This window comes from Sphingomonas sp. DBB INV C78 (assembly GCF_042693015.1).
Taxonomy (GTDB): domain Bacteria; phylum Pseudomonadota; class Alphaproteobacteria; order Sphingomonadales; family Sphingomonadaceae; genus Sphingomonas_E.
Genome location: NZ_CP170544.1, coordinates 4714087 through 4740172, shown reverse-complemented (window position 1 = coordinate 4740172; position 26086 = coordinate 4714087). Strand labels below are relative to the sequence as shown.

Here is a 26086-nt window from a genome sequence, read left to right as displayed (position 1 = left end):
AATTGCCGGTGTGTCGGGGCGCCGCTCAGTCGCGCATCGCCATCCCGCCGTTGACGCTGATCACCTGCCCGGTGATCCATTCCGCATCGTCGGACATCAGGAATGTCGCCATCGCGGCGATGTCCTTCGCTTCGCCGAGGCGCGGGCTGGCGGCGCGCTTCAGCCCCGCTTCCCGATAGTCTTCGTTGAGATGTTCCATCGCCGCTTCGGTCAGCACCAGGCCGGGGCAGACGACATTGGCGCGCACGCTTTGCTTGCCGTAGCGCGCGGCGACGTGACGCATCAGCGCATGGACGCCATTCTTGGCGACCGGATAGGCCACCTGCCACGGCGCGCCGCCATAGGCCGCACCCGAACTGGTGTAGAGCATGGCGCCGCCGCCGCGTTCCAGCATCGCCGGCACCGCGGCCTGCGTGCAGATCAGATAGGAACGGAGGTTGAGCGCGATCGAGCGGTCGAACGTGTCGAGGTCGATCGTCAGCGCATCAATGTCGCCCTGCGTTCCACCCGCCGCATTGGCGTGGAAATAATCGAGGCGACCGAAGCTTTCGAGGCAGGTCTGGACAAGCTCGCCGACCGAGGCGGGATCACAGATGTTGAAGCCGAGCCCGATCGCGCGGCCACCCGCGTCACGAATGCGCGCCGCGGTCGCCTCCGCCCATTCGCCCTCGATATCACCTATGACGACGGCGGCGCCTTCTTCCGCCAGCCGGGTCGCGGTCGCTGCGCCGATGCCCCGTCCGCCGCCGGCGATCACACCGGCCTTTCCACTCAAGCCACGCATCCATCATCCCCGCTCACGTGACGGCAGGATGCCGCCCGCGAATCTTTATGGACGATGGTCTATCTTTATATTGAAGTCCAAATCAAGACCGATGTCTCAACATTCCGCCGATCCAGCACGCCGCCTCCCCCAGCCGATCGGCCAGCGGATAATCCTCGTTGAGCCGCCAGTTGTGGATCATGCCGATGAAGATGCCCGCCATCATCTCGGCCACGACCCGGCGATCATGCAGTTGCCGCTTGGATGGCTTTCCCGGCGTTTCCAGAAGTCTTTCAAAGCTTTCGGTCAGCCGTTCGAGCCGACTGACGATGCCGCTTTCGTTCCACCCCAGTTCGGAATAGCCGACGATCGGGCGCAGCCGCACTGCGTCCCGCTCCATCGCCTCCCCCGTCTCGACGAAACACAGGCGCACCCGCTCGATCGGATCGTTGATCGTCGAATAGCTGGCGAGTCGGGCGAAGAAATGCAGATGCATCTCCTCGACGAGATGATCGAGGATCTCGCCCTTGCCGGTGAAATAATTGAACAGAGTCGCGCGGGAGACCTCCGCAGTCGCCGCGATCTCGTCCATCGTCGTCCCCTGCACGCCATGCTGGGCAAAGCCGGCGCGGGCGGCATCGAGGATCGCGGTGCGGGTGCGGACCTTGTTGAGTTCTCGGCGGGACAGCGTTTGGGACATGGATCGATCCGTGTGGGCGTTTCAGTCTAGACTTGGACGGCAGTATAAATTTATGTTCGCTACAAATCGAGAGCATTGGATACGAGGGCGGATACAGCCCCGGCCGATCGCCAGCAACGATTGGAGAGAGACGCCATGGCGAGCCGGGATCTTGCCCTCGACGGCCAAGCTGCGCCCGCAGCAGGACGAGTTTCCAGCGCATGGTATGCGCTGGCGATCCTGCTCGTGGTCTATAGCTTCAATTATGCCGATCGCTATCTGATCGCTGGCCTTGCCGAACCGATCCGCCATGATCTCGGCCTCGACGATCGCTTCATCGGCCTGCTGATGGGGCCGGCCTTCGCGCTTCTCTACTCGATCGCCTCGGTGCCGCTCGCGCGCGCCGCCGATCGCTGGTCGCGCGTCGCGATCATGGCCGGCGGGTGCCTGGTGTGGAGCGGTTTCACCTTCCTGTCCGGCATGGCGGAAACCGGCTGGACGCTGGCGGCGATGCGTGTCGGCGTCGGCATTGGCGAGGCCGCGTTCATCGCGCCGGCTTATTCGATCCTCGCCGATCGCTTCGCTCCACATCGCCGCGGACTCGCCTTCGCGATTCTCGGCCTCGGCATCTATCTTGGTCAGATGGGCGGCTATATCGTCGGCCCCGCCATCGCCGCGACCGGCGACTGGCGTGACGCCTTCTTCTGGGTCGGCGGAATCGGCGCGGCCGTGGCGCTCACCGCATGGCTAACAATGGCCGAGCCGCCCCGCTCCACGCAAAAGGCGGACGCCGAACGGCCCGGCCTGTGGGCGACCTTCCTCCGCCTGTGGCGCCTGCCGGTCTATCGCCAGATGAATATCGGCATAGCACTCGGCAGCTTTTCAGGCATGGCGTTCGGCATGTGGGCGCCCAGCCTGCTGGTCCGCCGCTTCGATGTGCCCTTGGCCGAAGCGACCGGCCTGTTCGGCACCGCCTTCGGCCTCTCCGCGATCGCCGGCATGATCGGTTTCGGCTTCCTCTCCGATCGGCTGGTGCTGCGCGACGGACGCTGGCCGCTACGTCTGTCAGCGATCGCTCTCGCCATCGCCACGCTGGCGATCAGCGGCGCGACGCTGGCCCCGGATATGACGATGGTCGCCCTCCTCGCCATTCCCTCGGGCCTGCTTGGTGGCGGCTGGTCGATCGGTGTCATGACGTCAGTCCAGCACGTCTTCGACGATCGCATCCGCGCCACCGGCGTCGCCTTGTTCACGTTGTTCAACATGCTCGCCGGTATCTTGCTCGGCCCGTTCATCGTCGGCCTGATCAGCGATCCGCTAGGCGGTGAGGCCACGGGGCTGCAGATGGCGCTCCTCATTACCATCGCCGCGGGCTTCCCCGGCGCCCTGCTGCTATGGCGCGCCGCCGATCGCCTGCTGGTGGATACTAGCGCCTAGCTGAGCGGCAGGTTGGCGATCATGGCCGCTATCGGCGTTTTTCTGCTCAATTGCAGCCTGTCGGGACACGCCGACGAAGGGGCCATGGCAGGACACGCCCCCTCCTTCGTCACCCCGGACTTGTTCCGGGGTCCACTGTGCAGCAAACATCGTCTTTGATGATCGAGCGCCAGCCTTGCGTCTACATTCTCACCAGCGGCCTGAACGGACGCTTTATGTCGGCGTCACCTCCGATCTTCTTCGCCGCATCGTCCAGCATCGCGAAGGCGTGCTCGACGGCTTCACGAAGCGATATGGCATCAAGACGCTCGTTTATTGGGATATGCCGGCTCAATGGAAGCCGCGATCCTGCGCGAGAAGCAGATCAAACGGTGGCGTCGGGACTGGAAACGCAATCTGATCGAGCGGGACAATCCATCGTGGAATGACTTGGCCGTGTCGTTCGGACTGGTTCCGCTGACGGTGTCGTTTGCGTAACGGTGGACCCCGGAACAAGTCCGGGGTGACGAAAAGGTGCTGTCCGCTTCCCCGACCTCTTCGGACTTTCGGCCCTTAGTACCTTCCACCCAGAACCCGACCATCGTTCATCCTCGGAATCCGTCCTCGCGCTCCAGCTGCACCCGATCGCCCTCGCGCACTACGCCCGGCCGCGCCGTCGAGGCGTACATCGTGAAGGCATTGCCGAACTCCTGCGCCACGGTGCGCAATATGGTCGGGTCGCGATCGGCAGTGGCCGGGTCGATCGTCACCATCGCGCAGCGCCCAACCGGGCAGGCGACCAGCAGTTCCGCGGCATCGTCGCCATCGCCGAAGCGGACGCGGCCGCCCTGCCAGTCCTCGTCGCGCATATCGCTCTCGATGACGATATTGGCGCGAAAGCGATGGCGGTCGATCGCGCTGCCATGGCGGCCTTCCAGCGCGGCCAGGCTGGCGGTGGTGACGATCGACACCGGCATCGCATCATAGGCGCCGATGCCGAGTTGCAGCAGTTGCAACTCGATCCCGGCCGCGCGCTCCAGCTCCGCGCGCAGCGCCGCGTCCTGCAACGAAAGACTGTGCCCGTCCGGCGTCGTCACCTGCACCGGCGATGTGCGCGGCCGATCGGGATCGTCATAGTGCGGGCGATAGCGCACCAGTTCTGAATGGTCGCGTGCCGTAAACCAGGGGAAGCGCGTGGCGTTGCCCTTGCGCACGAAGCCATATTGGCGATCGCCTTCCAGCCCCTGCCAGTCGATCTCGGTCGCGGAACGCCGCTCGCCGGCCATCGACTTGACCGGGTAGCGCATGATTTCGATCACCCGGCCAACCACTTCGCTCATCAGGCTGGCGTAAAGAAAGCGGGACCGCGGTTCAACCGTCGCCCGCGGGCCACGAACCCGCGGCGCCCCGCGCTGCCTTGCGAAAGGCAGGCGGAACGCCGCGAGACCGTCGAACCTACATCTTCAGGGAAGCCCGCGCGTAGAAATAGCGCCCGGGCAGGTCATAGGTCGTCGGATCGAAATTGTTGATGTCGCAGGTCACGCATCCCGGCGCCTTGACGTTGAACATGTTGTTCACGCCCAGCGCGAAGCCGAAATCCTTGTCCTCGCCGATCATCAGGCGAAGCTGGAGGTCGGTGTAGAAGCGGGCCTTCATCACATTGCCGCCGGCTTCCTTCAGCTTGGAGACATAGCGGCCGGTCAGCGTCGCGCCGAAATCATCCTTGTCCCAGTCGAGGATGCCGATCGCCTTCCAGTCGGGGAAACCCTGGGACGGGCTGCCCTGTTCGGTTCCTTCGCGGCTGATCGTCTGGGTGCCGGTCGCGGTGGGGACGATCACGTCATAATTGAACAGGAAGGTGTTGTTCCAGGTGAAGCCGAAATTGCCCCAGTCGGTCTCGCCGGTGCGATAGGTCAGGTTGACATCCAGCCCGTCCGTATCGATGCCGGCGATATTCTGGAGCAGGCCGACCACCTGGGTCAGCTGGCCGCCGCCCGCGCGGGTGACGAGGCCGCAGGCCGTGGGATCATTGTTGACCGCGCAGTTGGTGACAGTCACCTCCGCGTCGATCGACTGGATCGCGCCGCGGACCTTGATGTCGTAATAATCGACCTCGAGCGACAGCCCCGTAAAGAAGGACGGGCTGTAGACCGCGCCGAAATTCCAGCTCTTCGACGTTTCCGGCGAAAGATCCTCGTTACCGCCGACCAGCACCGATATCTGCGGGTTGGCCTGCTGATAGCTGCCACTGGCCGGCACGCCCGCCGCGATGCAGTTTGCGCGCACCGTGGCGTCGTTCTGGAAATTGCGTGCCGCCGTGGTGTCGGGATGCGACGAGCAGGGATCGTCGAGCTGCTGGTCGAAACGCGATTGCGTGCCGAACAGTTCGCCTATCGACGGCGCCCGGAAGCCTTCCGAATAGGAACCCCGCAGGCGCAGGTCGGTAATCGGCTTCCAGTTGACGCCGCCCTTGAACGTCGTCGTCGACCCCGACTTGGAATAATCGGAGAAGCGCACGGCGCCGTTGAGCTCGAGCAACTGGGCGAAGGGCTTGTCGGAGATCAACGGCGCGTTGAGCTCCAGATAGCCTTCCCACACCGAATAGCTGCCCTTGGTCGGCAGCGCCGGAATGTCGGAGCTGAAGCCCGCGGCGACGATCGGATCGGGGTCGAAGCGGCCCTTGAGATCGCGATATTCGACGCCCGCGGCAATGCCGAGCGGACCACCGGGCAAGGTCAGCAGCTTGCCGGTGATGTTGCCGGTCAGGTCCAGCGTCTCCTGCTTGCTCTTGTCCTGCTGCACGAAGGTGACGAAATCCATCATCTCCTGGGTGATGGAGCCCGCCCCGCCGAACAGGTTGAAGGGCACGCAGGGCGCGGTGCAATCGGCGATCGGGCCCAGCGCCTGGCGCAGATTGCCCGAATTGATATTGCCGAACATCTTCTGCTTGGCCTTGTTCTCGCCATAGGCCGCATTGACGTCCCAATACCAATCGCCGCCGAACCGGCCGTCGAGGGTCGCCACGCCATAGATGGTGTCGACATCCTGGTGGAACTGGCGCGGCCCGCCTTCGACGAAGCGGCGATAGATGAAGTCCGTGTTGGATGCGTCGAGCGTCACCCCGAACGGATTGAACGGGTTGGTGGCGTCGACGCTGGTGCCGTCCAGCACCGGGGTGATGCCCGCGGCCTGGCCGACGCCGAACGGCAGGGGCGCCGCCTGATTCTTCGATTTACGCTGGTTCCACAGCAATTTGGCCGAAAGGTTCACCGCGTCCGAAACCTCGTAGCGGAAATTGCCGAACAGGCCGTAGCGTTCGAGCGGGATCTGCAGATAGTTGAACGGACCGAAATTGAACCGGTCGTCGGGGCTCACGAAATCGCGGAAGTCGGCAGGAGTCGCGACGCGGCCGAGCACCGGGTTGATGAGCGTCAGATCCTGGCCGAAGATCGCGTAGCGGCCATTGGGCAGGAAGCCCGAGCAGCCGCCGTCGGCGCAGGTGTCGGAATAAGGCGCCGGGAAGCGGGAAATGGCGCGGTCACCCGCCGACACGCTGCGCTGCCGGTTGTAATTGCCGCCGATGACGACCTGGAACGGCCCGTCGGTGCCATTGCCCCAACTCAGCTGGAAATTCTCGCTGGCGCCGTCGCCCTGTTCATAAAGGCCGATCTGCGCCGATCCGATGAAGCCGGCCTGGCCCTTCTTGGTGATGATGTTGACGACGCCGGCGATCGCGTCCGAACCGTAGATCGCCGATGCGCCATCCTGCAGCACCTCGATCCGTTCGATCGCGCTTTCGGGGATGGAGTTGAGGTCGGTCGATCCCGGCACGCCGCTCGCCGATGCGCCGTTCACGTAACGGATGCCGTCGACCAGCACGAGCACGCGCCGCGAGCCAAGATAGCGCAGGTCGACTTCGGCCGCGCCCGCGCCCACGCCGCCGCCATCGGGCGGGTTGCCCAGATTGCCGCTATTGTTGAACTTGCCGTTCAGGCCACCGCCCGAACTCGGCAGACGCTGCAGCACATCGCCCACCGAATTGAGGCCGGTCTTGGCGATGTCGCTCTGGTCGACAAAGACGATCGGCGCATCCTGTTGCAACGGATCGCGGCGGATGCGCGATCCGGTAACGACGATGTCGGCTTGCGAAGATTCCGTAGCGGCAGATGTATTGGTGGGCAGCGTCGATTGCGCCCAGGCAACCTGGCTATTGAAGCCCGCAACAAGGGCAAAGGATGCACAGGATATCCAAAGATGTTTCGGCTGTTTCGACATGATTTTCCCCCAAGAAAAAACATGCAGGTAGGCGCCCTGACACCTCGCCACGGCACCTTTGATGGCGGAGAGAAACATAAGGAAACAAATGATGCTAAGCCGAACTTGATCACCAAGTCATTTTGGAAACAACTTGTGACATTCAAGATACAGGTCTTTGGGCATAATTTTGCCCCAGCCAATCTTGCCCGACAGCAATCATAGAAGCTCGGTAAAATTAAAATATCTCATTGTAATATAATCCCAATTATCGATGTATCTGCGGCCGGACGCTTACCCCAGAACCGCTTTTCAATAGCTTGCGCCGCGCGGAACCAACCAGCGGCCGCGCGGTTGGCATCGCATCGCAATCGAGGAGCCAGGCATGGAAGCCCATAAACTTCATCGCGGCCGCCTGATCGATCATGTGCAACTTGTCGTCCGCGATCTCGCCGCCAGCCGCCGCTTCTATGAAGCCGTGCTCGAACCGCTCGGCATCCCGATCGGCGGCAGCGGCGACGATTATTTCTGGGTCGACGAACTTTTCGTCTCGACTGCCGACAGCCAGGCGGCGCTGGGCGAACTGACTGGCCGCCATCACCTCGCCTTCCAGGCGCGCGACCGCGCCGCGGTCGAGGCGTTCCACAAGGCGGCGATTGCCTCCGGCGGGAAAGATAATGGCGCGCCGGGCGAACGGCCTTACCATCCCGGCTATTTCGCGGCCTTCGCGATCGACCCCGACGGCAACAATATCGAGGCCGTCTATCACGGCCCGGCCGAACGCTCCGCGGAAAGCGTGACGATCGAATTCAGCATGTGAGCAGCAGCCCACGCCGTCGGGGCGCGCCACTGCGGTGGAAGCCAAGGGGCTTTCACCGTCGATCAGCCTTTAGGCCGTCAAAGTCGCCCGCCCGGCCGGCCGTCGCAGCGCGGACCCCACCATGCCGAATCCGCAAATCATCATCGCCCATGTCGACGGTTCCGGCACGAACCCAAGTCGCAGCGTCAAACCACGGATATCGTCGGCGCCGATCGCGCCCACGGCGGTCGCCGCTCCGGTGGTCAGATTGACCGTATAAAGTTGGTCGTTGAGCGCCAGATATGCCGTATTGACGCCCGAACTGGTGAACACGTCAAAGCCGACCCGCGCATCCGTGCCGATGGCGCCAAGCCCCAGCGAGCCGACACTGATATAAGTGCCCGCGTTCGGGTTGGTGCTGCGCACCAGCGACGCGGTCAGCGAATCGATGCCGAACAAGGTCGTCGCGGTCGCCCCGGCGAAGTTGTTGATATAAGCGGAACCGATCAGGTTCAGATCACTCGGGTTGATCGACCCATCGGTGAGGGTGACCGCATTGTTGGGGTTGATCCGCAAATTCTGATCGCCGTCGCTCACGAACCGCAGCCGATCGGGCACCGGATTGAAATCGATCCCGAAATTGCTGCCGATAATGGGCGTCCCGATATTACCGACGAGCGTCGCCGCATAGGCGCCGGGCCCCGAACTCAGGCTGTAAAGATTGCCCGATGTCGCCACCGTATAGATCAGGCCATTGGCCGGTCTGATATCGATGCCGGTCAGCACCTCGCCCGCGCCCAGGCCAGTGATTGCCTGGTTCGTAATGATGGTGCCTGGCGCCGCTGCATCGAACGTGACGATCCGGTCCGAACCTAGCAAGCCATAGGCCGTCTGCGCCTGTGCTGCGGAGGTCGGGGCTAAAATCGCCAACGTGATTGCACAAAGGGCGGACCTACGCATGCAAGCCTCCTCTCAATCGTCGGCATTCGGAAAGGTCGATTGCTATCCCTGGAAGCCGACGAGCGCCCTTTTAGCACAAATTGCTTGGATCGGGGCCGCCGATAGCCATCTCATTTTGATACAGGCCGGATTGCGCCGGATCGTTGTTTCACCCACGGCCGCCAAACATGCTGATCGTCACCCCGGCGCAGGCCGGGGTCCACCGGGAAGCAGACGCCGCGCCCAGCCTCCAGCCAATGTATCTGCCGCACAGTGGACCCCGGCCTGCGCCGGGGTGACGGCACGGGAGGCTTCCTAGTCCCGCACCATCTCGAACACGCTCACCGGTTCGGTGACGACGCCCACCTCGACGACGTAGCGATCCCACGCGGCCATCATCTCGGCGAGGACATCGGCACGGTTTTCCGCCAGGTCGGTCGTCTCCCCCGGGTCGGCGCCAAGATCATAAAGCTGCCAGCGTCCCGGCCCTTCCGGCGGATCGAGCCACAGCGCCTTCCAATCATCCCGCCGGATCGCGCGTCGGCCGAACAACTCCCAGCCTGTCTCGGTGCCTGCCGGATGCACCTCACCCATCTCGTCGGCCAGATGCGGCGCCAGCGATCGCCCGCGCTGCGGCACGATCGCGCGGCCTTCCCATTCCGCCGGCTGGGCGATGCCGGCCACGTCGAGGATCGTCGCCGCCACGTCCATCGCGGTGGCAAACGCCCCACTCGCCCGCCCACGACCGGCAATACCGGGGCCGCTGGCGAAGAAGGGAACGCGGATGCCGCCCTCGGCCGTGTAGGATTTGTGCAGCCGCGACGGCGCGGTCGCCGCCTGCGCCCAGCGCGGGCCGTACCAGAAGCAACTCGTCGGGCTTCCCAGATTGTCGATGCTGTTGTCGAACAGCCGGTTCACCCGGTCGGCGATGATCGGCCCGAAGATCGGCATCGCCTCGACCATCGCGCCCTCCGCACCATTGTCGGAGAGGAACAGGATCAGCGTATTATCAAGTTCGCCCGTCTCCCGCAGATGATCGACGATGCGCCCGACATTCCAGTCTATGCGATCGACCATGCCGGCATAGGCTTCCATCGCGCGGGCCGACCAGGCGCGCTCCTCGGCCGACAGCGTGTCCCAGGGCTCGCCGCCGACAAAATCATGCGCGATCACGTCCGCCGGGCAAAGCCCCATCGCCACCTGCCGCTCCAGTCGCTCGGCGCGCAGCACTTCCGGCCCCGCGTCATAACGCCCGCGATATTTGGCGATGCACTCCGCCGGCGCCTGGATCGGCCAATGTGGCGCGGTGAAAGGCAGATAAGCGAAGAAAGGCTGCCCCGCGGGTCGTTCGCCCAGGTAGCCAATCAGCCGATCGGTATAATAATCGCTCGAATAGAAATCGGCAGGCAACTCCGCGACCGCGACGCCATCCTCCTGATAGGCCGTCTCGACCACGGAGAAGGCATCGGCCTCCGCGCCCGAATAATGACTCGCCCCCGCTGGCATCAAAGCGAAGCTGCGGTCGAAGCCACGCGCCGCAGGAATGCTCGTTGCCGTGTCGCCCAGATGCCATTTGCCCGAAAGGATCGTGTGCCATCCCGCCGCCTGCAGCAGTTCGGCCACCGTCACCACCCGGTGGTTCAGATGCCCCTCATATCCCGGCGCCCCCTGAAAGCCGGGGCGCGCCACTTCCAGCATGGTGCCGATGCCGGCGATATGCGGGTCCGTGCCCGTCATCAGCATCGCCCGCGTCGGCGAACAGGCGGGCGCGGAATGGAAGGCGGTGAAGCGGACCCCCGCCATGGCCAGAGCGTCAAGATGCGGCGTCGCAATCTCCCCACCGAAAGCACCGAGGTCCGAATAACCGAGATCGTCCGCCAGGATCAGCAGGATGTTGGGGCGCCGCACCGCCATCAGAAGCTCGCTTTCAGGGTCACGCCATAGGTGCGCGGATCGCCCAGGATCGCGGTCGACTGGCCGGTGTTGAAGGCGGAAGGGTTGATGATGCTGATATAGTTGGTGTCGAACAGGTTGCGGGCGAAGATCGACAGATCCCACCCTTCGCCGATGCCGCGAATGCCGATCCGCGCATTGGTGACGCCATAGCCCGACGCCAGCGAGTCCATCGCCAGATTGTAGGTCGTGTAGAAATCCGACCGATAGGCATAATCCATGTTCACATAGGCCCGCATGTCATCGCCGACATCGAAGGCATATTCGCCGCCGGCGCTGAACGAATATTTGGAAACGCCCGGCAGGCGGCGGCCGGAAAGGTCGCAGGTCGGCTGCAGCCCCAGATATTCGACCGGGCATGGCGCATTCTTGAAGCTGCGATAGGTCGCGTCGATATAGGCGCCGTTGGCGAACAGATTGAGCCCGTCCATCGGCCGCAGGCTGGCGTCGAGTTCCAGCCCGCGCGAGCGCACCGTGCCGACATTGGCGATATAGGCGGTCTGCGCCACCGCCGTGTCGATCTGCTGGCTCTGATAATTGCGCACCTTCTGGGTGAAGGCGGCGAGGTTGATCGTCAGTTTGCGATCGAGGAACTGCGTCTTGAACCCGCCCTCGAAACTTTCGACCTTTTCGGGGTCGATCACCGGCGGCGCGCCCGTCGCATTGAGGTTGAGGCCGCCCGATTTGAAGCCGCGCGCATACGTCGCATAGGCCATCACGTCGGGCGTGATCTTGTAGGAAAGGGTCGCCCGCCCCGACAGATTATCCTCGGTCGTCGCGGCGTCGAAGGTCGGGATATTGGGGGCGAAGACATTGCGGATCGCCTGCGCCCCGAACAGGATTTCCGTCGGCGTCAGCGCCGGCCCGCGCTGCACCTGCCCGAAGAAACCGTCCTTCTTCTCATGGGTGTAGCGAAGCCCGCCGGTCAGATCCAAACTGTCGGTGACATGCCAGGTCGCCTCGCCGAACGCCGCATAGCTGCGCGTCCGCGCGCTCGCCGTGCCGTCCGCGAACAGGCCGTTGAGCGCCGCCTGCCCACCGATCGAAGGGCCGGTTGAACCCTGCGCCGGCCCCAATATCCACAGCGCCGCGTCCTTGCCGTAGATCGTGAAGAATTTGTCGTCGATCCGCTGCCAGAAATAATAGAGGCCGGCGACATAATCGACCGCGTTGGTGCCGTTCGATGCGACACGCAGTTCCTGGCTGAACTGTTCCTGCGTCTCGTTCACCCCGGCATTCACGAAGATGTCGAGGCCGATGACGTCGCCATCGGTGGCGGGGCGATATTCCAGCTTCCGCCATCCCGTGACGGAGGTCAGCGTCACCGCACCCAGATCCCAGTCGGCGATGCCCGTCGCGCCATAGGTCTTGAGGTTGACGTAGAAGAGCCGGTTGGTGTCGATCTCCCGCGCATAGGGGTCGATCGGCGTCGGCACATAGCCGAAGCGCGCGGTGCGGATGTTGAAGTTGGCGGGCAGCACCGATCCGTCGATGCGCGTCGTCCGCACCGATGTCGTGACGCCCGAACAGCAATTCTGGTCGAGGTCGCTATAATCGCCGATCAGCCGCAGCTTCAGCGTTTCGGTCGCGTTGAACAGCAATTGGCCGCGCACGCCCATGCTGTGCAGATCATGCACGCGCTGGCCGGTCCGCGGGATGGTCACGAAGCCCTTCTCCCGCACCGTATCGGAGAAAGTGATCCTGAGCGCTGCGCGGTCGGAAATCGGCGCCGATCCCGTGGCGCGGATCTGGATCGAATCATAATTGCCGAAGCTGATCTCGCCCCGGCCCGACGGCGTGAATTCCGGCTCCTGAGTGGTGATGTTGATCGCGCCCGCGGTCGTGTTCTTGCCGAACAAGGTTCCCTGCGGCCCGCGCAGCACCTCCACCCGCTCCAGATCATAAAGGTCGAAGGCCGATTGCGCCGGCCGGCTGTAGAGCACCTGATCGACATAGACGCCGACGCCATATTCCAGCCCCAGGCTGGCAAAGGCCGGCGTCGCGCCAAGGCCGCGGATGTTGATATTGGTCTGGCGGGGATTGGTGGCGGTCAACTGCAGGCTCGGCGCAAGCTGGGCGACCTGAACCAGGCCGATCGCGCCCGGAACCGACACCTGCTCCCCCGAAAGCGACGTGAGCGCAATCGGCACGTCCTGCGCGCGCTCCGTCCGGCGCCGCGCGGTGACGACGATATCGCCATCGGCAGCGTCCGCCTGCTCGGTCGCGGGAACCGGTGCCTCCTGCGCCATCGCCGCACCGCTGGCCAAGAGAGCCGTAACGGCAACGCCTGCCGCAAAAAGGCGCAATTCCGTCATCCCGTTTCTCCATCTCGACCCTTTGGGACGCTATGGAGGGGTGCAAAAGGATGACCAAACTCCGAGAGTTGCGGCTTCGCGCCCTATTGGGCCGATGGTGACTCGATCGCGCCCGCCATGATCCGCGGGATCAGCATCAAGAGGTCGCTCGCCAGGAAGCCGATCGGGCCGATCGTCCGGCTGGCCTGGTGCCCCGCCTCGGCATGGATGGCGACGCCCCAGGCCGCGGCCTCCTGCGGCGGCGTGCCGCGCGACAGCAGCCCGCCGATGATCCCGGCCAGCACATCGCCCGATCCACCGGTGGCGAGCCCGATACATTCACTGGCAAACGCCAGCGGCTCCGCGCCCGGCGCCGTGACGAACGTCGCCGCCGATTTGATTGCCACCACTGCTCCCAAATCCTCGGCTGTACGTTGCGCGATCCCCAGCGGATCGGCGGCCACCTCTTCTATCGATCGGCCGGTCAGCGCCGCCATCTCGCCATGATGCGGGGTCAACAGCACGCGGCCCTCATGCCGGCGTATCTCGTCCGCCAGTTCGGCCGCGCAGGTGGCGGCCGCCGCGTCGAGCACGATCGACAGGTCCGGCCGCGGCGCGGCCAGCATCTGGCGGACGAGATCGGTCGTCCGCGCATGCTCGCTCATCCCCGGCCCCAGGATCAACGTGTCGCAATGATCCAACGCCTCGCTCAATATCTCCGCCCCGGCCACGGAAATCTCGCCGCTCTCCTCGGCCGGCAGCGCGATCATCGCCGCCTCGGGCATCAGCACGCCCAGTGCCATCGCGACATGGGCGACGGTGGCGAGCTGCAATTTGCCGCAGCCCGCGCGCAACGCCGCCTCACCCGACAGGCGGAGCGCGCCCGGCACGAATTCCGCCCCGCCGACCAGCAGCACGCGGCCCCGTTCATTCTTGTCGGTGCCGCGCGCATGGACGGGCAGCGGATGCGCCCGCCGCCACGCCGCGTCGATGGGTCGCGCGCCCATCACCCCCGCGCCGCTACGATCGGATCGGGCGCGCGTGTCACCGGCACATCCTCCTTCTCGACCGGCAAGGTCGCGTTATAGCGGACGAGCTTCATCTGCCCGCGCGACCCCGCCTGCGGATCGAAACGATATTCGGTGACCGAGCAATTGGCGACATCGCCCTCTTTGTCGATTGCCAGGATCGTCGCCTCGTCGAGATTGTCGATGATGTAGCGCATGCACAGCACCACCACCTGATGCGCGAAGATCATCACCCGGCAGCCGGCATAATGGAGCGCGATCGTGTCGAGCAGCGATCGCAGCCGGAAGATTACATCGCACCAGCTCTCGCCGCCCGGCGGCCGGTGATAGAATTTGCCGAGCAGCTTGCGGAACTCCGCCTGCTCCGGAAAAGTCTCGGCAACACCGAAGGTCGTGAGGCCATCCAATATGCCGAATTCCTTCTCGCGCAGCCGTTCATCGACGCAGATCGGCTCGTCGGCATCGGCGCCACCCTGGTCACGGAACAGCTTCGCCGTCTCCACCGCGCGCAGATAGGGCGAGGCGAGGATCACATCCGGCCGTTCCGCCGCCGACAAGGCTGCGAAGGACCGCCCCAGCGCCGCGGCCTGCTGCATGCCGAGTTCGCTCAGCGGCACATCGACGTCACGCCCGGTCAGCGCGATCCGCCCCAGCCCCTCCTCATGCGCCAGATCGCGCGCGACATTGCCGGCGCTCTGGCCGTGCCGCACCAGCCATAATGTCGCCGGCCATCGCCCTGCCATGCCTGTCTCCTCGCCATAACAAAGCCGATGCCCGGAATTGGTTGCCCGCCGAGATCACTCGTCGCCGTGATGGCGCCATCCATGCAGGCGCTGCAAAAGCCCCGGCCGGTCGAGCGTCTCGAACATGTCGTCGGGGCTTTCCGGGTCCAGCACCTCATTGTCGGCCAGCCATTTCTCCACCTCGGCGAGATCGGGCGTCTGGTAGGCGCGCAGCGTCCGCCCGCCGCCGCCGCTCAGCGTTTCGATCGCGGCGATCAGCGATCCAGTCTGCGCGATCGTCGCCGCAACACGCTGCGGCGTGACGCCCAGATGCTCCGCCAGCAGCCCGTCCCGCACCGCGATGATGGTGTCGCTGCACGCGTCATTGCCTGGCCGCCGCGTGTCGATGGTGACGTCGCATTCGGTGTCGAGGCCGAGCGACCGGTTGTTCATGTTCGACGATCCGACCCGCAATATCCGGTCGTCGACGATCAATATCTTGGCGTGGACATAGATCGGCACGTCATTGGCGGTGAAGGGATGGTACATGCGCAAATGGCCATGATTGTCGCGCCGCCGCAGCGCCTCGAACAATCGCGCGCGTGCGGTGTCCATCGCGATCGGCTCCAGCCAACCCTGTGCCGACTGCGGGTTGACGAGGATGATCTCGGGCCCGTCCTTCTCGTCGAGCCGCTTCGCCAGCGCCTCGGCAATGCGCCGCGACGCGAAATATTGGCTTTCGGCATAGATGAACCGCTCGGCCGCCGCGATCTGGTCGAGATAGAGCTTCTCGATCTCGTCGATCGGTTCCTGATCGTCCATCTTCGGCACGGTCCGCGCGATCGCAACTTCGACGTGGGTGAACTGGGGCTCCAGCGGGTCCGGCCAGCAGTCATTGGGGGAGGTCACGGGCGCCAGCTCATGCCCGCCCGCCCGGTGCCAGCGGTCGCGCGCCAGCTCGCCCAGCGCGGCCGCCACCGGCCCTTCCAGCGCCGTCGTCGCGTCGTGCCAGGGATCGTAGAGCTTGCCATTGGGCCGCTTGCGCCGCGGATCATCATCGCGATGCTCGCGCGTGTCCCAGCGGTCGCCGGTCATGTCGATCCCGCCGCAGAAGGCGAAGCAATCGTCGATCACCACAATCTTCTGATGGTGCGACGCGCCCGGCGGATGCATCCCGTCCAGCTTGGTATGGATGCGATCATGCGTCATCCACTTCATCACCGTGAAGATGGTCGACCCGCGAAACAAGGTCTTCACCGCGCCCAGGTCCCAGCGCAGCAGGAACACCTCCAGCTCGGGATTGCGCTCGACCAGCCAGTAGATGAAGTCGCCGATCGTCTCCGGCCCGTCATCGCCCTTATTCTCGCCAAAGGCGATGCGCGCGTCGAAATCCCAGCCGATCAACATGATGCGCCGCCGCGCCTTCAGGAATGCGGCCCGCGCGGCGTTGAAATAATCGTCTGCGTCGATGATCGTCGCAGCGCGGACCGCCTGTTCGATCCGCCAGCAATTCTCGCCTGTCTTGAGCATTCCGGCCTCGCCATGCCCCGTCCGACCGTTTCGCGGGCGGAGCGGTGTTGTCGAGCGTCAAACTCCCAGCGCCGCCAGTTGATCCACGCCCATCAACGGCAACGGAACGAACCGCGCTCCAGCGCCGTTTGAAAGGTCGATGCCAGACCAGTTTGATCTCCTTCCCCACCTCTTCGCGCTGGCCGCCGCTTATGCGCTGGCGCTGCCGATCGGATGGAACCGGGAAGTTGAGGAACGCAGCGCCGGCCTGCGCATCTTCCCGCTGGTGGCGCTGGCGAGTTGCGGCTTCGTTCAGGCGGTCGAAACGCTCACGGCAGACGATCCCGCGGCGATGGCGCGCGTGCTGGAAGGGGTGATCGCCGGCATCGGCTTCCTCGGCGGCGGCGCGATCCTGCAACAGCGCAAATCGGTAAAGGGCACCGCGACCGCGGCCAGCCTGTGGGTGACGGGCGCAATCGGCGTCGCCGCAGGGCTCGGCAGCTATGATGTCGCGGTGGTGCTGGCGGTGCTGACGATGGCGACGCTCTGGTTCATGCGCCCGCTGAAACCCCGCGAGAATGAACGGGGCGATGACCCGGCCGAAGACCGGCCGGGCGGTTGATTCAGTGGTGTCACGCCGACTTAAATCTTTCTCGTCACCCCGGGCTTGACCCGGGGTCCCGCTTAACCGGGGACATCAACTCAGGTCTTGCCAGTCCGATTGCCCCGCTTGAACAAAACACTCCCCCCATCAGCGCGCAAGCGCCTCAGGAGCGGAAGAAGCGGGACCCCGGGTCAAGCCCGGGGTGACGAGCCTTCTGTGATGCTGCTCCCTCAGAAATGCACCCGCGCCTCAACCCCCAGCGTCATCGGCTCGCCATAGGCCTTCATGTTGGTCGACCAGGGGAAGCTGCCCACCGCGTCGATCACATAGGCCTTGTCGGTAAGGTTGCGGCCCCACACCGCCAGGTCCACCGTGCCCGCGCCCAGCGGCAGCTGTTTCAGCTCCAGCCGGCCATTCAGCAGGCCATAAGCGCCGATCCGCGCGCCCGGCCGCTCGATATAGGGCGCGGTCGTCACCACCTTGTCCTGCCAGGCATAGTTCAGGATCAGGTGCAGCGGCGCATCGCCCAACCGCGCAAGCTCGGCATCCGCGGTGATGCTGAAGCTGTGCTTCGGCGCGTTGGGGAATTTGAACAAGTCGGTCACATCCGCGCCGGTCTGCGGATCGAGCACCTCGGTATATTTGGCGTTGAGATAAGCGTAGCTGAGGTCGAAGCGGATCGCCTCGATCGGCAGGACGGTCAGATCCAGTTCCGCGCCATAGATGCGCGCGCGGCCGGCATTGAAGCTGGCGACGAACTGTGGCGCCCCCAGCACCGCCAGGTCGATCAGAATGTCCTTATATTTGGAATAGAAGAAGGCGCTGTTGAACTGCAGCCGGCGATCCCAGCCCTGCAACTTCACGCCCGCTTCGAACGAGGTCAGATTTTCCTCGTCGAACCCGCGCTCGAAATCCTCCTTCGATGCCGATCCCGTGCCGAACCCGCCGGAGCGATAGCCCGTCACCACCTTCGCATAGAGGTTCACATCCTCGCTGGGCTGCCAGGAGATGTTGGCGGACGGATTAAACTTGGAGAAGTCCTTGTCGCCATTGCCGATGAAGGCGAACGGCGGCGCTCCCGTCACCGGATCGGGGACGGTGAAGTCGACATTGTCCTTGGTCGCGCGCCGCTGATCCCAGGAATAACGCCCGCCGACCGTCAGCTTCACTTGCTCGTTGAATGCCCAGGTCGCATTGGCGAACAGCGCCTGCGCCTTGTTCTTGGCGTAGATGAAGCGGTTGCTGATGATGAAGGGGCCGGCGTCATAATCCTCGGTCTGATCGGCCTTCTCGGAGAAGAGATAGCCGCCGATGATATATTCGAGCCGATCGTCGAACCCGCCGCCGAGCAACTGCACTTCCTGGCTGAACTGGTGGTGATCGGTGTCCTGCCGGTTGGTGCGGAACAGGGTCGCCACCGGATTGCCGGAAAAATCGGCATAGACGCTGGCGTTGAACGCGCGATAGCCGGTGATCGATTTCAGGGTCAGATCATCCGACGGCTTCCACGTCAGCGTCAGCGCCAGGCCATCGGTGCGCAGCCGGCTCTGCTCCACCGGCGCGGCCAGCGTCGCGCGCTTCACCCGTTTCGGCGCCACGGGAATGAAGGTTTCGAACCCCGGCGCCACATCCTGCGCCTGGTAATAGAAGGGCGCATTATGTTCGAGTGAATGGTCGAAGCTGAAGAAGGCGTCGAAATTGTCCGACAGGTCGGCCGCCGCCACGAAGCGCAGACCCCAGCGGTCATTCTCGCCGAAATCCTTGCCGACGCCGGTATTCTCCACCAGCCCGTCACGCTCCGAATAGACCGCGGTCAGGCTGGTCGCGATGCCAGCGAATTCAGGGAATTCGATACGGCCGAGCGCGCGGAAATAATCCTTGGTGCCATAGCCCACTTCCACATCCGCGCTGGCTTCGCCGCTTGGCCTCCGCGTGACGATGTTGATCGCGCCGCCCGTGGTGTTGCGGCCATAGAGCGTGCCCTGCGGACCGCGCAGCACCTCCACCCGCTCGGCATCGCCGAAGTCGAAGGCAAGGCCGGTTGATCGCGCGATATAGACGCCGTCGACATAGACGCCAACCGCCGGGTCCTGCGTCACCTGCGCATCATTATTGCCGATGCCGCGGATGAACAGCCGCGTCGAAAAGGGTGTGGTCGGATGCTGGCTCAGCCGCAGGCCGGGCACGGTGAAGCCGACATCGGTGAAGCGATCGATATTGAGATCGGTCAGCTTCTCATTGCTCATCGAGACGATCGAAATCGGCACTTCCTGCAGATTTTCGGCCCGCTTCTGGGCGGTGACGACGATCTCTTCCAGCCCGCTTTGGGGCGATGGCGCCGGCGCGGACGTGCCCGTCTCCTGGGCGTGGGCCGTGGTGACCGTGAACGCCACGCAACTGACGGCAGCAAGCAACTTCTGGATTTTCATTCTACCCTCCCTTTTGCCCGGAGGGTTCTGGCGACCCCCATCAGACGGCGATGGACTTCAGCACTTCGGCAAGCATGGCCTCCTGCTCGGCCGCACCGATCGCTCCGCCATTGGCGAGCGCGGCGACGGCGATGCCGGATACGGCGGCGGACAGGCGCTGATAGGTGAGCGCCGGATCGAGGTCGGCGCGGACCTCGCCCTTCGCCTGGCAGGCGCGGACATCGGCCACGCCGATCTCGGCAAGCTCGCGGCCATGTTCGGCCAGATAGGCCTGCATGTCCGGATCGTTATGCGCATAGACGTAGAGCGACAGGCGCACGCGCCATTCGTCGGCGCGTTTCTCGTCGGTCGGCAGCACCGCAAAGAGGCGTCGGCTGAGCGTCGCGAACGGATCGTCGGCGTCGGGATCGCCGGGGACCGGCCGGGCGCGTTCCGCACGCTCGCCCGAAACCCATTTGAGCGCGCCGAACATGAGCGAGGCCTTGTCCGGAAAATAATGCTGCACATTGCCTTTGGATCGGCCGCTGAGCGCCGCGACGTTGCGCTGGGACAGCGTTTCCAGGCCATGGCTCGCGATCCAGCGCACCGCGGCCGCAGCGATGATGCGGCGCTGTTCGTCATGGTCGACGATCTTCGGCATTCCGTCCCTCCCCGATTCGACAGGCGCAGCACGCCGTCGATCCGCTCCTAAAGGCGCCGGCGGGGAATAGGGAAGATGTCATGCGATTTTAATCGTCCACTCGGACGATAAAGTCAATGGCGATCCAACTGGACGAAAACCACCTAGGAAACCAGTCTCAACCTATCTCTCAACCGGTCCCGGATTTCGGGCTCCAGCCCCAGCGCCTCGAAATAGTCCGCGATCGACCCCACCGCCTCCAGCGCCGCCCGCAGATAAGCCGGGTCCGCCGCCATCAGCGCATCGACGATCGGCCCGCTCGGCATGCCGAAGGTCGAAAGCTTCGCGCTCACGTCCCACACGCTCTGCCGCGCTTCCCCGGTCAGCATCGCATTGGTCATCGCATAGTCCGCCTCGATCTCAGTTGCCTCCAGATCGAGCGCCGCCAGTACCAGTGCGGACAATATCCCCGTCCGGTCCTTACCCGCCGTGCAGAACAATACCGCCGGCATGGTCTCCAGTTCGGCCAGCAGACGAACCACCCGGCCGATCTCCGCGCGATGCTCGCTCACGATATGGCGATAGGCTTGGCCGATCATCTCCGCGGCCGACATGCCATCGCTCGCCGTGCTGAAGCGCCGGCCATCGCCCGGCTGCAACGGCACCGATACCAGCCGCATCCCGGCGGGCGGCGTCACCGGCATCCGCTCGATCTCCTGCGTTCCTCGAAGGTCGATCAAGGTGCGGATACCCAGCGCCGCCATCGCTTCCCAAGCCGCCCCATCGAGCCGCGTCAATTCCCCCGATCGGTAAAGCAATCCCGGCGCGATCATCCCCTCGCCAACCGGCCGGAAGTTTGGAGCATGGCGACGGATGGCCGCAAAGTCGGTCACAGTTCGACCCGCCGACCGTGCAGCGGGCCTAGCATGTCGCGCATCAGCACCTCCCGCCACAGCGCTTCGGTCAGGAAGTCCTGCAGCGTCGCGCGGATCTCTCCGGTCGCGATCTGCTCCGCATATAGCTTGCGCAACGTCTCTCGGTCCGCCCGCTCCGACGGCGTCTCGGTGCCGAGTGCCGCGCCAAGATAATTGATCAGACCGATCGCGCCGTCGAGGCGGTATCCGACATAGGGATCATCCACCGCCGGCTTGACGATATTGCCAAGCACATCGCGCAGATATTCGAACTCGAAATCGATCGGCGGCCTCGCGCCCGCGGTCGGCACGCTTTCATCGAGCGCGACATTCTCAGCCCGCGCGATCAGTCGGACGAGCGATATCTGCGACAGACGGAAATAGCTGTTGGTCAGCCCATAATCCAAGCCAGTGTGCCGGCTTTCCAGCGCCAGCGCGATCGGCACGCTGAACCGCGCCATCACCAGCACCGTAACGTAGAGCAGTTCCTCGCGCCTCCACACCGCGCCGGATGCCTGGCGATACAAGGCCAGCAACCGATCCGCGCTCGTCATCGGCTGCACCAGCGATCGCGCCAGAACGCATCCCAGATCCTCGAGCGGATGGCCGAGATGCGTCATCTCCCAATCGACCAGGCCCGTCACCCGCTCATCGTCGAACAGGAAGTTGCCCGGCCCCGCATCGCCCTGGACCAGCACAGCGGGGCGATCATCCGCCGGCAGGCGATGATGCAGCCAGCGGAAGGCGAACAATGTCAGCGGATCGGGATCGGCCACCCGTTCGTCGAGCAGCGCCTCCCACATCGCCAATTCCTGCTCGATCGCCTGTCGGATCGACAGCCCGGCAGGTAGATGATCGAGCGCAAGCGATGCGATGTCGATCGCGTGGCATTCCACCAGCGCCTCGGCGAAGGACCGTTCGATCCGCTCGCGATGCGCATCGTCCCGGATCTTGGCATAGACCGCCTCTCCCGGCAGACAGTGCATCGCCATGGCGGTCGCGCCTTCGTGCCACCCGATCGTCCGCGGGGCGCGCGCGTGTCCGTCGAGCCGGGCAAGAAGGCCATGCTCCCGCCGCAGATCGAACGGCGTCTTGGGTGCCGAGCCCAGATCGATCTTCAGGAAGGCACAGCCCTGCCGATCGCCCGGCCCGACAAGCTCCACCAGGCTGCTCGTGCGAAAGGCGCCACCGCTGACCCGGTGGATGGCCTTTATGCTGGCACCGGTCGTCGCCTCGATCCAGGTGCGGAGCGCCACATCCTTCGCCTGATCATCGACGATCCCGATCATGCGGCCGCCCCATGTGCCAGTGCGAAGGCACGGTAACCGTCAGGATGCCAGGTATCCTGCAATTCGCCATGGGCCTTCACGCCATCCCATTCCCACTCCGCAAAGCTCGACCAATTGAACATACCGGGCTGAACCTGCACCGCCATCCGGGTGATGCTGCGTCCCTGGGCCACCAACTGCCGGCCCTGAGCATCCCGCGCCTCGACCACACATCCCGCCGGCGAAAGATCCGCGCCGCGCACCATCTTCGCCGTTCCTTCGACCAGCGGGGCATGCACCCCATCGCGGATCAGATAGCCGGACAGCATGGAAAAGCTTTCGCTGTCGGCACCGCCATGCGTGACGATCAGGAAGGCGTCCTTTCCCGAAGCCGTGGCGTGGAAATAACCGATATGCATGTCGATCATGTCATCGCGACGCGGACCCCAACTACGATCGCGGACACAATGGCAATCCACCTCCAGTCGCTCGTCGCCCACACGAACCCACCCGGTGTAGCGCCCGGGTTGATCGATATGGCCTTTGAAGACGCCGGGGTCCGGTGTCTTGGCCGAGGTGGCCGCGACATCGGCAGTGGCGGAGAAATGCACGTCGAACCCCAGCGAAGGATGATCGTAACGGATGCGATAGCCATGTCCGCTCTCGATGACGTCGATCACCACACCTTGCGGCATCGTCAGGCGCGTACCATCCAGCATCGCCGCTTCGCCATCGTAACGCCGGCTCCAGCCATAATCATGGTGGAGCATCGTCCAGGCCAGCGAGCCCCGATCGTCCCAGGCGAACACGCCACCGCCGCAGATGCCGAGGTTGGGGCGGAACCAGGGATAGACATAAACCGTGAGTTTTCGGGCCGGGACGTAGAAGGCAAACCACCAGGATTCGAACCAGCTTTCGTCCGAACCAGGCTGATGCATCCTGTCTTCTTCGCGTAGCATGGTCCGCCTCTCCGTTTATCGTCCGTATGGACTAAAAAAATCAGAGGGGATTGGCAAGGCCGGCAATGGGAAGCGGCCAATGGTCATCTGCGGTGAAAGTCCCCTACACTATGGGAAGTCGCTATAGTGCTTGGACGAAAGGCTTTGTCCGGTCGCCGGCATCCGGCGGGTCGATGCTGCAACTTGCCGGCCGGTTGCGGGTTGTCATGTTTCGGGGAGCCGCGCATCCGGAGTATAGGTTCCCCGTTTCTTGTTCGGGAATTGCATGCGCAAAGATCGTCCGCTCACCGTCCCGATCACCCAATTTGCCGTCAGCGAGCAGGATGACGCCACGCCCGTTGGAATGGTGATGTGCGATTGCGACGGCCGGCTGATCGCGATCAATGCCGCCTTTTCCCGGCTGATCGGGCGGACGGCGGACGCTCTGGTCGGCGCGCCGATCACCGACCTGTTCGTGCCGGCCGATCGCGCCAGCGTGGCCCGACGCCTGTCCTCGCTGTCCGATGGCGAACCGGGTGTGAAGATGACGCTCACGCTGCTGAAATCCTGTGGCGCGGAATGCAATGCATCCATCTATGCGGAAAGGGCTTCCCTGCCCTTCGCACCGCCCGGCTCGGTCATCATGCTGGCCGACGATATCTCGGGGCGGCAGGCCGTGGAGGCGGAGCTTCGCGAAAGCCTGGCGCATCACCGCTTCTCGGTCGCGCTCAACCCACAGATCCTGTGGACGGCCAATCCCGATGGCTCGATCGACGAGGTGGGACCGCGCTGGCAGGAACTGACCGGGCACCCTACGGAAAGTGCGCGCGGGGCCGGGTGGCTTGCCTCGCTGAACCCCGACGATGTCGCCCCGACGATGGCCGCATGGGTGGCCGCGCTCGAATCAGGCAATCCAGTCGACGTCACCTATCGCGTGCATACCGCGTCGGGCGATTGGCGCTGGATGCGGGCACGCGCCTCGGCCCGCTTCGATTCCGAAGGCCGCATCATCCGCTGGTACGGTACGTTGGAAGACGTTCATAACGAGAAGATGGCAACGGATGCCCTGGCGGAGAGCGAGGAACGCCTGCGCCTCGCCATCCAGTCGTCGCGGCTAGGCATTTGGGATTATGATCCTCACAGCGGCAGGCGAAGCTGGTCGGACGAGTTCAAGGCCATGCTCGGGCTACCCGCGGATGCGGAACCGACTATCGAACTCGCTCTGTCACTGCTCCACCCGGAGGATCGCCGCCACCTCGAATCGATCGTCGCTGCCGTTTCGAACCGGGCCGTGCCACGCCAGTTTGAATCCATGATTCGCATACGCCGTGCCGACAATGGGGAGCAACGCTGGCTCAAAAGCGCCGGCTGGAATATTCGGTCACAATCCGGGGTGCTGGAAAGGCTGCTCGTCACCTTCCAGGACGTGACCGAAGAACGCACTGCGAAGGAATTGCTGCGCTGGACGGCGATGCACGATGCGCTGACCTCGCTCCCCAACCGCAATCTTCTTTACGAAACGCTGGATCAGAAAGCGGAGCAGGCGGAGGAGACCGCGACCCGTTTTGGGCTGCTGTTATGCGATGTCGATGACCTCAAGATCACCAACGACACGCTCGGCCACGATGCCGGCGACGCATTGTTGCGGACCTTCGCCGAAAGGCTGGCGAAACTGGCTCCGTCGGGTGCGATCGTCGGCCGGCTGGCGGGCGACGAATTCGCGGTCATCATCCCCGACGTGGCCAGCCGCCCCGAACTCGAAACCATCGCGGCCCACCTGATTGAAGGGCTGCGCGTTCCCTTCCAGCATGACGGACGCAGCCTGGACTGTGCCGCGAGCATCGGCGCCAGCCTGTTTCCCGATGACGGGACGAACGCATCGGAGCTTCTGAAGTCGGCCGATCTCGCTCTTTATAGCGCCAAGACTTCGGGTCGCGGGCGCCTCACCATGTTCCAGCCCAACATGCGTGCCGTCAGCCAGAAGCGCGCGTCGATGCTCAACATGGCGCGCAGTGCGCTCAACAGCCAGTTGATCGTTCCCTATTACCAGCCAAAGGTTCTGCTCGATTCCGGGCGAATCTCGGGCTTCGAGGCATTGTTGCGGTGGCGGCATCCCTTGCTCGGCCTGCAGATGCCGCGGACCATCACCGCCGCGTTCGAGGATTTCGACCTTGCCGTGGCGATCACCGAAACCATGCTGAAGGCCGTTACGGATGATGTTCGCCGATGGCTGGATCGCGGCTTCGATCCCGGCAGCATCGCCATCAATGCTTCGGCCGCGGACTTCAAATATGATGATTTCGCCGAGCGCGTGCTGGAGCGCCTGGCGGCATGCGAAATCCCCCCCGAATATCTGGAGATCGAGATCACCGAGACCGTATTCCTCGGCCGGGGCGCCGAATATGTCGAACGGGCGCTCCGCCTGCTGAGCGCGGAAAACGTCCGCATCGCGCTTGATGATTTCGGCACGGGTTTCGCCTCGCTCAGCCACCTCAAGCAATATCCGGTGGACACGCTCAAGATCGACCGCAGCTTTGTCAGCAATGTCGAGCATGACCGCGACGATGCCGCGATCGTCGATGCGATCATCAATCTCGGCCGCGCCATGCGGATGACAGTCGTCGCCGAAGGGATCGAGACCGACGGCCAGGCCCAATATCTACGCGCAAATGGGTGCAGAGTCGGCCAGGGTTTCCTGTTCGGCGCGCCTCAACCTGCTGAAGAGGTGGAACAAAGCTGCATCGGCCAGATGCTCGACCGCAGGCTCGGCATCTGAACGGATCGCGCCATCCAGAGCCTTGGCGAGCTGCACGATATAAACGGCGCCTTAATTTGTGCCGACCATATTTCTTGCCGATGGCCACCGGTGGCAGCGCCCGCATATTGGCAGCTTCCCCATTTCATGTCATCGCAGGTGAAATAGGTCGCAATAGGGCGCCGTAGCGTAAGCACGGACGT

At 64.1% G+C, this 26086-nt stretch carries 19 protein-coding genes and 1 pseudogene; 5 read left to right on the top strand and 15 right to left on the bottom strand.

Features of this window, described 5'->3' with window-relative positions; all coding sequences use genetic code 11:
• Positions 1-25 precede the first annotated feature (25 nt).
• Both ACFB49_RS22665 and ACFB49_RS22660 read right to left on the bottom strand, forming a co-directional pair.
• Positions 26-784 (bottom strand): SDR family NAD(P)-dependent oxidoreductase, encoded by a 759-nt coding sequence (locus ACFB49_RS22665; protein ID WP_380873990.1) that lies wholly within the window; start codon positions 782-784, stop codon positions 26-28.
• Between the two features lie 82 nt (positions 785-866).
• Positions 867-1463, bottom strand: a complete 597-nt coding sequence (locus ACFB49_RS22660; RefSeq protein WP_380873989.1) for a TetR/AcrR family transcriptional regulator — start codon at positions 1461-1463, stop codon at positions 867-869.
• A gap of 135 nt (positions 1464-1598) precedes the next feature.
• Between ACFB49_RS22660 and ACFB49_RS22655 the strand changes: the two genes are divergently transcribed.
• Both ACFB49_RS22655 and ACFB49_RS22650 read left to right on the top strand, forming a co-directional pair.
• On the top strand, positions 1599-2879 hold the full coding sequence (locus ACFB49_RS22655; RefSeq protein WP_380873987.1) for a spinster family MFS transporter: 1281 nt from the start codon (positions 1599-1601) through the stop codon (positions 2877-2879).
• Between the two features lie 158 nt (positions 2880-3037).
• Positions 3038-3356, top strand: a pseudogene (locus ACFB49_RS22650) (GIY-YIG nuclease family protein).
• A 107-nt stretch (positions 3357-3463) separates the two neighbouring features.
• Here ACFB49_RS22650 and ACFB49_RS22645 read toward each other — a convergent pair.
• Positions 3464-4198, bottom strand: a complete 735-nt coding sequence (locus ACFB49_RS22645) for an MOSC domain-containing protein (protein ID WP_380873986.1) — start codon at positions 4196-4198, stop codon at positions 3464-3466.
• A gap of 115 nt (positions 4199-4313) precedes the next feature.
• Positions 4314-7133 carry a TonB-dependent receptor gene (locus ACFB49_RS22640; protein WP_380873985.1) on the bottom strand — a complete coding sequence of 940 codons (2820 nt, stop codon included), beginning with the start codon at positions 7131-7133 and terminating at the stop codon, positions 4314-4316.
• A gap of 364 nt (positions 7134-7497) precedes the next feature.
• On the opposite strand from ACFB49_RS22640, the gene ACFB49_RS22635 reads away from it, so the two are divergent.
• Positions 7498-7932: a VOC family protein gene (locus tag ACFB49_RS22635; RefSeq protein ID WP_380873984.1), complete on the top strand. Its 435-nt coding sequence runs from the start codon at positions 7498-7500 to the stop codon at positions 7930-7932.
• Between the two features lie 69 nt (positions 7933-8001).
• Here the strand turns inward: ACFB49_RS22635 and ACFB49_RS22630 are convergent, their stop codons facing one another.
• The 6 genes from ACFB49_RS22630 to ACFB49_RS22605 all read right to left on the bottom strand — a co-directional run bounded on the left by ACFB49_RS22630 (position 8002) and on the right by ACFB49_RS22605 (position 16377).
• Positions 8002-8871 (bottom strand): DUF4394 domain-containing protein, encoded by an 870-nt coding sequence (locus tag ACFB49_RS22630; protein ID WP_380873982.1) that lies wholly within the window; start codon positions 8869-8871, stop codon positions 8002-8004.
• A gap of 294 nt (positions 8872-9165) precedes the next feature.
• Complete coding sequence (locus ACFB49_RS22625; protein ID WP_380873980.1) at positions 9166-10764, bottom strand: sulfatase-like hydrolase/transferase; 1599 nt, start codon at positions 10762-10764, stop codon at positions 9166-9168.
• The gene (locus tag ACFB49_RS22620; protein WP_380873978.1) at positions 10764-13118 is read right to left on the bottom strand and encodes a TonB-dependent receptor; all 2355 of its coding nucleotides are present in this window, start codon (positions 13116-13118) and stop codon (positions 10764-10766) included. Before ACFB49_RS22620 ends, ACFB49_RS22625 begins: the two co-directional genes overlap by 1 nt.
• 83 nt (positions 13119-13201) lie before the next feature.
• Positions 13202-14104, bottom strand: coding sequence for an NAD(P)H-hydrate dehydratase (locus ACFB49_RS22615; protein ID WP_380873976.1), 903 nt, complete (start codon positions 14102-14104; stop codon positions 13202-13204).
• On the bottom strand, positions 14104-14868 hold the full coding sequence (locus ACFB49_RS22610; RefSeq protein WP_380873974.1) for a histidine phosphatase family protein: 765 nt from the start codon (positions 14866-14868) through the stop codon (positions 14104-14106). The genes ACFB49_RS22615 and ACFB49_RS22610 overlap by 1 nt, the downstream gene beginning before the upstream one ends.
• A 54-nt stretch (positions 14869-14922) precedes the next feature.
• Positions 14923-16377 carry a phospholipase D-like domain-containing protein gene (locus tag ACFB49_RS22605; protein ID WP_380873973.1) on the bottom strand — a complete coding sequence of 485 codons (1455 nt, stop codon included), beginning with the start codon at positions 16375-16377 and terminating at the stop codon, positions 14923-14925.
• A 139-nt stretch (positions 16378-16516) separates the two neighbouring features.
• On the opposite strand from ACFB49_RS22605, the gene ACFB49_RS22600 reads away from it, so the two are divergent.
• Positions 16517-16978, top strand: a complete 462-nt coding sequence (locus ACFB49_RS22600) for an MgtC/SapB family protein (RefSeq protein ID WP_380873971.1) — start codon at positions 16517-16519, stop codon at positions 16976-16978.
• 212 nt (positions 16979-17190) lie between these two features.
• Here ACFB49_RS22600 and ACFB49_RS22595 read toward each other — a convergent pair whose 3' ends face one another.
• The 5 genes from ACFB49_RS22595 to ACFB49_RS22575 form a co-directional block, all read right to left on the bottom strand.
• On the bottom strand, positions 17191-19389 hold the full coding sequence (locus tag ACFB49_RS22595) for a TonB-dependent receptor (protein WP_380873970.1): 2199 nt from the start codon (positions 19387-19389) through the stop codon (positions 17191-17193).
• Between the two features lie 40 nt (positions 19390-19429).
• A complete protein-coding gene (locus tag ACFB49_RS22590; RefSeq protein ID WP_380873969.1) occupies positions 19430-20029 on the bottom strand; it encodes a TetR/AcrR family transcriptional regulator in 600 nt (199 codons plus the stop codon).
• Between the two features lie 143 nt (positions 20030-20172).
• Complete coding sequence (locus tag ACFB49_RS22585) at positions 20173-20901, bottom strand: tyrosine-protein phosphatase (protein ID WP_380873967.1); 729 nt, start codon at positions 20899-20901, stop codon at positions 20173-20175.
• Entirely contained in the window at positions 20898-22211 is a 1314-nt protein-coding gene (locus ACFB49_RS22580; RefSeq protein ID WP_380873966.1) for a phosphotransferase family protein, read from the bottom strand. Before ACFB49_RS22580 ends, ACFB49_RS22585 begins: the two co-directional genes overlap by 4 nt.
• Positions 22208-23128: a hypothetical protein gene (locus ACFB49_RS22575; protein ID WP_380873964.1), complete on the bottom strand. Its 921-nt coding sequence runs from the start codon at positions 23126-23128 to the stop codon at positions 22208-22210. Before ACFB49_RS22575 ends, ACFB49_RS22580 begins: the two co-directional genes overlap by 4 nt.
• Positions 23129-23414: 286 nt before the next feature.
• Here ACFB49_RS22575 and ACFB49_RS22570 point away from each other — a divergent pair, with 286 nt between their 5' ends.
• Positions 23415-25904: an EAL domain-containing protein gene (locus tag ACFB49_RS22570; protein ID WP_380873963.1), complete on the top strand. Its 2490-nt coding sequence runs from the start codon at positions 23415-23417 to the stop codon at positions 25902-25904.
• Positions 25905-26086: the final 182 nt, after the last annotated feature.